Source organism: Rhodoblastus sp. (assembly GCF_052145335.1).
In the GTDB taxonomy this organism is placed as follows: Bacteria; Pseudomonadota; Alphaproteobacteria; order Rhizobiales; family Beijerinckiaceae; genus Rhodoblastus.
This window is the reverse complement of sequence record NZ_JBKQOU010000054.1, coordinates 1-9,487: the sequence shown is the minus strand read 5'-3', so window position 1 is coordinate 9,487 and position 9,487 is coordinate 1. Positions and strand designations below refer to the sequence as shown.

Sequence of the window (9,487 nt, the reverse complement as noted above, 5' to 3'; positions counted from 1 at the left end):
GAATAATCATACCAGCGGCCATAGGATTTCAGATCCATCGGCGACAGCTTCCAGATCTTGCGCGGGTCGTTGATGCGCGCCTCGAGCCGACGCTGCTGTTCCTCCGGGCTTACTTCCAGCCAATATTTCAACAGGATAACGCCGGAGTCGACGATGGCCTTCTCAAACTCGGGCGCCAACTCAAGGAACCGCTGGACGGCCGCCATCGAGGTGAATTCCATCACCCGCTCAACGCCCGCGCGATTATACCAACTACGGTCGAAAATGACGATTTCTCCCGCCGCGGGAAAATGCTGGATGTAACGCTGGATATACATCTGCGACTTTTCGCGTTCGGTCGGCGTCGGCAGCGCCACGACGCGGAAGACGCGCGGACTGACGCGTTCGGTGATCGCTTTGATGACCCCGCCCTTGCCGGCGCCGTCCCGGCCCTCGAAAACCACGCAAACCTTGAGGCCCTTTTCCACGGTCCATAATTGCAGATTGACCAATTCGCCGTGCAGCCGGCTGAGTTCGCGCTCGTAATGCTTGCGGTCCAGCTTGCTTTCCGCCGCCGGCGGTTCGGCGTCCCGGGCCTTATGCTTCTTGTTTTTGGCCATGCGATTGCCTCCCCTCGTTCTTTCGTCCGGTCTATCGGGCCGAGCTTGTAACGAGTTTGTCATTTGCGCAGCATTTGCACAACGTCGGGCCGCCACCTCGTGCGCGAATTGCTGCTTATGGCGCCTGTCGCGGAGCCGGCTTGACGATGAGCTGGTTCTGAACCGGTGGGCGGCCGGACGTCCGCTATTCCGGCGCGAGGTGCGCCACCAGCCAGACCGTCGCCTCGTCCGCGGCTGTCCATTCGATGCGATGGCGACGGTGCGCCGGTATTTCGAGGTAATCGCCTGGCCGAAGCTCCCTGGAACTGGCTTCGCCCTCGAACAAAAGACAGGCGGCTCCGGCCAGCAGAAAGACCCATTCGGTGTTGTCCTGATCGTACCAGAATCCGGGCGGGCTTGCCTGGCCGGTCGATACGATGCGCTCGATCTGCGCTCCCGGACTCTTCGCCAGAACTGTCACATCTTCATTCGCCAGCTTTCGAGCGAGCCCGGCGAACAAATTGCCTGACTGAACCATAGGCGTCCCCTGGAGTTCGAACGGCGCTGACCGGTGGCCCTGAAAGTTTCCGACATATTACTCGATCGAGCCTTCCCGGAACAATTGTGCGCCGCCTTGACCGAGGCGCAGGCGGCCTCGGACGAGGCCAGGAAGTTCGCCAGCGGAATCGTCAATAAATAATGCAGACCCCAAGGCGCTTTCGGTAATTCAGACCAGCTATTCCGTGCGCCGTCTTCAGCGTTCGACGGCGAGAGCGGCCTCCGTCTGGCGCCAGTCCGCCAGCCAATCGGGCAATCGCGCGGCGCCGGCGCCCGTCTTTTTGGTCCAGGCCGCGATAACCGGGCCTTCCCTTGAAAAAAGGAATACGCCGTCCATCGCTTTCGCCCGGCGCAGGGTCTCCAGCGCCTGAACCAAGCTTTGGGCGATGGGTCCGCCGACGTTGAAGGAGGTGTTGACCGCAACCTCGACGCCTATTCGCCTGCCCAGCGCCTTCAGATAAAGGTAGGCCACGGCGTCGGTCTCTTCGCGCACGATCTGTATCCGGGCCGTTCCATCGACGTGTATAACGGCGGGAATCGTTTCGCGCGCCCGAGGCTTGGCCTGTACCGTCAGCACCATGTAGTTGTAGGCGTTATATTCGTCGTCCGACGCGCCATCGGACAATTCGAACAAGGCCTTTGCCGCGGTCAGCGTCGCCATCGGCGCGAGCGGACGGATCGCCTCGCGATGTTTGACGCGAGCGTTGAGCAGTTCGCGAGTATGCGGATTGCAGGGGTTGGCGAGAATCGAGCGATGGCCCAGCGCCCGCGGCCCCGTCTCGGCGGGCCCCTGGAACAGGGCGATGACGCCGTCCCGGGCCGTTATGAACGCCATCAGATCGGCTATGGCTTCTTTCACGGAGGGCTGCGACGCATCGCCGAGGTCCGTCCATTCGATATCGTCGGCGGACTCCAGCGCGGCGTGGATCTCGGGCAGGCGCGAGGCGCCTCCGCAATAGAAGGCATGCTGAAGGGAGGGAGCGGAATGCACGCCGGCGGCGGCGGCAAAAGCATAAGCGGCTCCTGGCGTCACGCCCGCGTCGCCCGGGACGGGCGGCGTCCACAGGTGAAGCCGCGTCGATTTTTGCAGGACGCGTCGATAATAGCCCGCGTCGAAATGTTCCAGCACGCGCATGTTTGCCGCGGCGTTCAACGCGGCGCCGCCGGTCAGCACGAGCCGGTCGCAGCCCGTCGCGCGGATGAAAGTGTCGATGACATGGAAGAGGGCGTCCTCGAACACCATCTGCGTGGCCGCCGCCTTGTCGAGCCGTTCCTGCGTGTCGGGCCTGTGCTGGATGTCTTCGACACGAAGCACCGCATCGGGATTCCACATCTCCTCCGGCGCGATCGGCAGGCCCAGGATTTCGATCAGCTCCCTGGTATAGGGTTCGCGATACAAGCCCCTTGGCCAGTTGGCGAGCGACCGGTTGAGGTGAACGTCGCCGTCCTCCTGCAATTTGAAAATATTTCGCAGCCGCCAATAGTAAGGATTGGTCGAACGATCCATGTCGCCATAAGCGGCGGCGCCCATGTAGCGACCTTCGCTGCTCAAGGGCGTCCAGCCGCCCTGTGTCGAGCTGATCATTCCGTAAAACATGCCAAGGGAGTCGAACAGGCTGGCGTTGCTGCGGATCTGCCGCAACACGCCGTTTTCGCCGAGATAAAGCGTCGTCGAGGCGAAGTCGCCGGAACCGTCGATGACGACGATCATCACCTTTTGCCGACCCCGGGCGAACGGCGAGACCAGGTAGGAGAACCAGGCATGATTGTCGTGGTGCGGCATTCCGATGATCGGCGCGGCGCGGTCGAGGCCGAAGAGCTCAGCCAATCGGGCCGGAGCCTGTATGCCCTCTTTCAACTGCTCGCCATCGTAGGTCGGCGCGTGATTCTGGAACGCCAATCGCAGGCTTGCGGGAAATTCCTCGAGAATGGATCGCACCCCCGTCGCTATCAACAGAGGATAATCATAGGTCGCGAGCCAGGCGACGATCCGCTCGGGGTCGATTCCCAAATCGTCGATGGTCTCCCTCAGCGCCTCCAGCGATCGGCGAGGATAGGCGTTGCTGTGCTTCCGGCCGGAAAAGCGCTCTTCCTCGTTGTTGCAGATGATTCGCAGGCCGCCCGCCGGCGTCGCTTCGATGAGGGCTGCTCCGGTGTTATGAAATCCGCCGATGCTGAGGCCAACGAGATGGCAGGTTTCGCCGCGCGCCAATCTTGCCGCGAAGTCTTGCGCTCGCTCCGTCGCGAACGGACTGTCGGGCCGATGAATGTTCTTGTGCTGGAAAAAAAGCTTCGCAAGCGGCATGGCCGCGCGAAAACCTAATCCCGCGAGTCGCGGATGGAGTGGAGCAAAGCGCGCGATCCGGCTTGAATTCCGCACCGTGAACTCCTCGGCGGAACACGGGAGATCGAACTGCCCACGATGCAGCCATTCTCGCAGTCGCGAGGCGTCATTTCAACGGATTTGCCGAAACTTCGTTCCTTGAAGCCCCATGCGCGCGCCGGTTCCGAGGCGTTGTCGTCAAATCGCTTCGGGAACCATCACGATGGCGCCGCACGGACATTCCTGGGCGCAAATGCCGCAACCCTTGCAATAATCGTAATCGAAAGAAAAACCTTTGCCTGGACCTAGCTTTTTCACGGCATTGTCCGGGCAGACGCCGTAGCAATTATCGCACTCGAAACAATTGCCGCAGGAGAGACAGCGCCGCGCCTCGTAAAGGGCGTTCGTGGCGTCGAGCCCCTGCACGACCTCCTCGAAAGTGGACGTGCGCCGCGCGATTTCCAGCACGGGACGCAGGGTTTTGGGCGCTTCGCCATAATACCAGGCGTTGAGCTTGTCGAAACTGGCGAGTTCGTGCTCGGGAGGGTGGACATAAGCGTCGCCACGCAAAAAAGCGTCGATGTTGCGCGCCGCCAGCTTGCCGTGGCCGACTGCGACCGTCACGGTGCGTTCGGACGGGACCATGTCGCCGCCGGCAAAAATACCGGTGGCTCCGGTCATCATGTTCGCGCCGACCTGCACCACGCCGTTCTTCATTTCGAGTCCTTCGACGCCCGCCAGCAGCGAAAGATCGACATCCTGACCTAAAGCCAGCACTACGGAATCCGCCTCGAGCGTCTCGAATTCGCCCGTCGGTTGCGGAAAACCCTTTTCATCGAGCGCCATCTTTTCGACGGTGATGGAGCCAGCCTCAATATTCTTGATCGTCGACAGCCATTTCATCAAGACGCCTTCTTCAAGCGCCTCCTCGATCTCGGAATCATGCGCCGGCATTTTTTCGCGCGTCCGGCGATAGACGATCAGGGCCTCCGTGGCGCCAAGGCGCCTGGCTGTGCGCGCCATATCCAGCGCTGTGTTGCCGCCGCCATAGACAACCACGCGGCGTCCGAGCAGCGGCTTTTCCTCGCCTTCCATCGAGCGCAGGACCTGCACGGCGTCGAGCACTTTTGCCGCCTCGCCTGCCGGGATATAGGCGCGTTTGGCGATATGCGCGCCGACCGCGAGAAAGGCGGCGTCGAAACCGCCGGACTGCACGGAGGCGCCGATATTCTCGACCTTGGCGCCGTATTCGATCGCAACGCCCATATCGACGATACGCTGGACCTCGGCGTCGAGAATTTCGCGCGGAAGACGATATTTGGGGATGCCGAAACGCATCATGCCGCCGGGCGCCGGGCCGGCTTCCCGGATCGTCACGCTGTGGCCAAGGCGGGCAAGATGATAGGCCGCCGACAGGCCGGACGGACCGGCTCCGACCACGAGCACTTTTTTTCCCGAAAGTTCGACGGGCGGATCGAACTTCCAGCCCTTGGCGATGGCGAGATCGCCGAGAAAACGCTCGACCGAATTGATGCCCACGGCGGAATCAAGCTCGGCGCGATTGCAGGCGCTTTCGCAAGGGTGATAGCAGACACGCCCCATTACGGCGGGCAGCGGGTTGTTTTGCGTGAGCGAGCGCCAGGCGGCTTCATAGGCGCCGCTCTCCGCCAGCGCCAGCCAGCCCTGAATGTCTTCTCCCGCCGGGCAAGCATGGTTGCACGGCGGCAGGCGATGGACATATTCCGGCTTCACCGTGCGCCACGAACCCGTGTGGTTGACCAGTGAGGTTCCTGCGTCGAGCGTGATGGCGAAGGGATGTTCCATGGCGCGAAAAAATCCTCAAAATTCGTCGCTGCAAGACTCTTCGTTGGACTGGTCGATCAGGCCATATTCGGCGATATTGGCGTCGCACATCGCCTGCATTCGCGCGACGCGCGGGTCTTCCTCGCCATGGCGGAACAGATGCGCGAACCGCTTCTGCGGCCTCAGATAGTCCGCCACCGGAATTTTGCGCCGTATTTTTCGCGCCTGCGTGACCCTTCCATGCTCAGCCTCGAAAATCGGATAAAGGCCGCATTCCACCGCGAGGCGCGCCAGCCGGATCGTGTCCTGCGACGCCGAACCCCAGCCGAGCGGACAGGGCACGTTGATCTGAATATAGCGCGCGCCATGGATTGACATGGCCTTGGTTACCTTGCGCTCGAGATCGTGCAGATCCGCCACCGTCGCGGTGGCGACATAGGGAATGTTGTGTGCGACGGCGATGCGCGGGACCGACTTGCCGGTCCCGAACACATTGCCTGGCTCGGGTCCAAGCGCCGGCGTGGTGGCGGTTCGCGCGGTCGGCGGCGTCGCCGAGGAGCGTTGCACGCCGGTGTTCATGTAACCTTCGTTATCATAGCAGATGTAGAGCACGTCGTCGTTGCGCTCGAACATGCCGGACAGGCATTGAAAGCCGATATCGGTGGTTCCGCCATCGCCGCCTTGCGCGACGACCCGCACTTCATGGCGCTTTTTCACCCGCATGGCGGCGGCGACGCCGGTGGCGACGGCCGCGGCGTTGCCAAACAGCGAATGCAGCCAGGGCAATTGCCATGACGTCTCGGGATAGGGGGTTGTGAAAACTTCGAGGCAGCCGGTGGCGTTGACGGCGATCAGATTATTGCCGCAGGCGCGCATGGCGGCGTCGATGGCGTAGCGCGCGCCGAGCGCCTCGCCGCAGCCCTGACAGGCGCGATGGCCGCAGGTGAGCGCATTGCTGCGAGCTTGCGAGGCCTGCACCGAACGGTCGCCTTCGCTGACAAGTCGGTTTCCGACGGTTAACGTGCCCTTCTGATAATATTTGAGCTTTTGCGAAACTCCCTCGAGCGCGATGGTTTCGGCGGCGTCGGTCATCGTTTTGGCCTCACTCGGCGGGAATGTTGGATTCGGCGGCCAATGTGCGCAGGATGTTCTCTGCGGTAGCCCCCGAACGGCGGGTTTTGCGGGCGTGATGAATCTCGCGCCCGACCACGCGCTCGTTGAGGTCCAGGAAATGCGTGCCTTCCCACGGCTGAACGGCGGCCTGGCGGAACAACCGGTGCAGGGAGGCGCAAGTGATCGGGCGCCCGCCAAGCCCGGCGACGGCGGAATGAAGCCGCGGCGCCTTGGGCAGATTGCGCAGCGCCATGTCGACGTCATTGGCGAGAGGCCCGCCCATGCCGACGGAAATACTTTTTTCCAACACCACCACATTGCTCGCGCTCGCCAGCGCGACGCGCAAGGCGTCCACCGGGAAGGGACGATAGGACACAATGGTGATCAGGCCGATCTCGATGCCTTCCTCGCGCATCTCGTCGATGGTGTCCTTGATCGTGCCGCAGACCGAGCCCATGGCGACGACCAGCATGTCCGCGTTCTCGACGCGATAGGCGCGCAGCAGGCCGCCGGACTCGCGATCGAACTTCTCCGCGAATTCGGCGGAGAACTGCGGGATCAGCCGCAGCGCCTGCGTCTGCTTGTAATGTGCGAGGAAGCGCACTTCAGTAAAGGCTTCGGGTCCGACCATCGCGCCGATCGAGGCCGGTTCGGCGGGGTCGAGCACCTGCACCGGATCGTAAGGCGGCAAGAAGGCGTCCACCGTCGCCTGGTCGGGAAGGTCGATGCGCTCGACTGCGTGGGTCAAAATGAAGCCGTCGACGCAGACCATGATCGGCATCGACAATTCTTCCGCCAGGCGGAACGCCAGTATGTGCAGATCGACCGCCTCCTGGTTGGTTTCGGCGAAAAGCTGCATCCAGCCGGCGTCGCGCATCGCCATCGCGTCCGAATGATCGTTCCAGATATTGATCGGCGCGCCGATGGCGCGATTGCCGAGCGTCATCACGATGGGCAGGCCGAGGCCGGAAGCATTGTAGACGGCTTCCGCCATGAACAGCAGCCCCTGCGAGGCCGTCGCCGTATAGGCGCGGGCGCCGGCGGCCGAAGCGCCGATCGCCACCGACAGGGCGGCGAATTCGCTCTCGACATTGATGTATTCGCAATCCCTGAGGCTGCCTTCCTTGACCAATTCGCCGAGGCCTTCGACGATATGGGTCTGCGGCGTGATCGGATAGGCGCAGATCACCTCGGGCCGGCACAGGGCAATGGCTTCGGCCATGGCGTGAGAGCCTTCGATTTGCTTCAGCATCCGGGGCTCCCTAGACTTTCAGACTGTCTTCCTGCGCCATCACCAGCTCGTAGGCTTCGGTCGCGGCGGCGACGTTGGCCGCGCCGATCTTGCCGGGAAAGGCCCGTTCGATCGCCTGTTTGACGCTGCCCAGATGGACGAGGCCGCTCAAGGCGGCGAAGGCGCCAAGCAAGGCCGCATTGGGCACGGGTCGCCCGACATGTTTCAGCGCCAGTTCGGTCGCGGGGACGATGACCGCATGGCCTCTCGGGAGGCTGCCGGCGACCTGCGCGATATGCAGGTCTTCAAAAGTCTTGCTGGTGTTGACCAGCAGATAGCCATCCTTGCGCAGGCCGGCGAACACATCGATCACCTTCAACAGTGTCGGGTCCTGCACGATCAGGCAGTCGGGATCCTGGATCGGCTCGCGCAGGCGAATCTCCTTGTCGGCGATGCGGCAGAAAGCGACGACGGGGGCGCCGGTGCGTTCCGATCCGAAACTGGGAAAGGCCTGCGCGTGGCGCCCTTCGATGAAGGCGGCGACAGAGAGCATTTCAGCGCCGGTGACGACGCCCTGCCCCCCTCGGCCATGGATGCGAATTTGAAACATCTCGCCTTGATCTTGTCTGGACGCCGCGGGCGCCAACGAAAAATCTGGATCGAAAACCGCGCGAACGACACCGGGAGTTTCACCAGCCCTTCACGGGATCCGAGCTCGGCGCTCCATCAGAATAGGCGCTGGCATCCCGCTCGGACTCGTTCGTGACGTTTTCGGGGGTTGTCGTCGTTTCCGATTTGATCGGAGAGTAGCAACTCGGCGAGACCCGTCAATTAGGACAAAGGGAGCGCAGCCTGAAGCGCGCCGGGTTTGTCGGAACCGGCTTCGTCCAGAATCTTCCTGGCCTTCGCGTCTAGTAGCGCACGCGAGTAGGTCCGTAATCCAAAAATGGTGTTGAAGATGGCGCGCCACTCAGGATAAAACTGGGAACACCTATCTTATTGAAATATCAATATGACTCCGAGCCTGGTCTCGCAGATGCCCCATTTTAGCCCACGGCACTGCACAGCTCGACGACTGTCTTCCGGTCTAGATGAAAGGAGAAATCCAGGGAAGTCGGTGGCACGGACCGCTCGGTTGTGTTCCTTTCGGTAACGGGCCTCGGGGAGCCATTGCGACAACGGACCCGCCTCCAGCCCAATTCGCGCAATTCCAAGCCCAAACTGCCCAAACCACGCGGTCAGCGTTTCCGGCTCGCTCAATACTTTCGTCTCGCGCACGATCTGGCCCGGCTGTTTTACGATTTCCGCCTGGATGATCACGTGCCCGCCGACCACCAGCTTCGGGGCATCGAACGACATTTAACCTTGATGAGGTTCGAAGCGCGCTACGTGCGATTGCGGCTCCGTCCTTCCGTCATTTCTGCTAATGTCGTGCGGCGAAAATCAGGGCGGCGGCGGCCGCGTATACTTGATGGCGATTTCAGCTCGATCTTTCGCCCGCAGCTTTTGCAGGAGATTGCGAACGTGCGTTTCCACCGCGCTCTCCGGCAGATTCAATTGACTAGCGATCAGGCTGTTCGACTCGCCCGCACGGATCGCCTGCATGACAGCATACTCGGCGGCCGTAATTGAGTAATTGGAAACGTTTTCGCACGCGCCAGGGGTTGCAGACTCCGCTGCCAACAGACATGGCGCAGGAACGGTCGTCTCCGCCACGCTGATAAATCGCAAGGCGTCGATCACGTTCTTCAAGCCCGCGCTTGTGGAGACAAAACCATTGGAGCCATGGCTAAAAGCGGCGAGCGCCCGATCCGGATCGTCGCTTTGCGCAAGAACTAAAGTTTTGAGCTGCGGCGTCATGTTCAAAAGCATGGAGAACTC

At 61.9% G+C, this 9,487-nt stretch carries 9 protein-coding genes and 1 pseudogene; 1 reads left to right on the top strand and 9 read right to left on the bottom strand.

The genetic code is table 11. The features are described 5' to 3' along the window. Window positions 1-599, bottom strand: a 599-nt coding sequence (locus tag ACLP2E_RS03580; protein WP_442465176.1) for a polyphosphate kinase 2, incomplete at its 3' end; no start/stop codon positions are given. A 184-nt stretch (window positions 600-783) separates the two neighbouring features. Continuing rightward, complete coding sequence (locus ACLP2E_RS03575; RefSeq protein WP_442465175.1) at window positions 784-1,116, bottom strand: cupin domain-containing protein; 333 nt, start codon at window positions 1,114-1,116, stop codon at window positions 784-786. Between the two features lie 33 nt (window positions 1,117-1,149). Here ACLP2E_RS03575 and ACLP2E_RS03570 point away from each other — a divergent pair, with 33 nt between their 5' ends. Next, entirely contained in the window at window positions 1,150-1,278 is a 129-nt protein-coding gene (locus tag ACLP2E_RS03570) for a hypothetical protein (protein ID WP_442464247.1), read from the top strand. A 54-nt stretch (window positions 1,279-1,332) separates the two neighbouring features. On the opposite strand, the gene ACLP2E_RS03565 is transcribed toward ACLP2E_RS03570, so the two are convergent. From ACLP2E_RS03565 to ACLP2E_RS03535, 7 genes and pseudogenes are all read right to left on the bottom strand, one after another. Next, window positions 1,333-3,441, bottom strand: coding sequence for a carbamoyltransferase C-terminal domain-containing protein (locus ACLP2E_RS03565; RefSeq protein ID WP_442465174.1), 2,109 nt, complete (start codon window positions 3,439-3,441; stop codon window positions 1,333-1,335). A 216-nt stretch (window positions 3,442-3,657) separates the two neighbouring features. Further along, the gene (locus tag ACLP2E_RS03560; protein WP_442465173.1) at window positions 3,658-5,283 is read right to left on the bottom strand and encodes an NAD(P)-binding protein; all 1,626 of its coding nucleotides are present in this window, start codon (window positions 5,281-5,283) and stop codon (window positions 3,658-3,660) included. Window positions 5,284-5,298: 15 nt separating this feature from the next. Continuing rightward, the gene (locus ACLP2E_RS03555; RefSeq protein WP_442464250.1) at window positions 5,299-6,354 is read right to left on the bottom strand and encodes a thiamine pyrophosphate-dependent enzyme; all 1,056 of its coding nucleotides are present in this window, start codon (window positions 6,352-6,354) and stop codon (window positions 5,299-5,301) included. Window positions 6,355-6,364: 10 nt separating this feature from the next. Then, a complete protein-coding gene (locus tag ACLP2E_RS03550; RefSeq protein WP_442464251.1) occupies window positions 6,365-7,627 on the bottom strand; it encodes a transketolase C-terminal domain-containing protein in 1,263 nt (420 codons plus the stop codon). A gap of 10 nt (window positions 7,628-7,637) precedes the next feature. Then, window positions 7,638-8,216 (bottom strand): 2-oxoacid:acceptor oxidoreductase family protein, encoded by a 579-nt coding sequence (locus ACLP2E_RS03545; protein WP_442465172.1) that lies wholly within the window; start codon window positions 8,214-8,216, stop codon window positions 7,638-7,640. A 554-nt stretch (window positions 8,217-8,770) separates the two neighbouring features. Next, a pseudogene (locus ACLP2E_RS03540) lies at window positions 8,771-8,965 on the bottom strand (IS110 family transposase); the annotation flags it as partial. Window positions 8,966-9,049: 84 nt separating this feature from the next. Next, window positions 9,050-9,487: response regulator transcription factor (locus ACLP2E_RS03535; RefSeq protein ID WP_442465171.1), on the bottom strand; the 438-nt coding region annotated here is incomplete at its 5' end.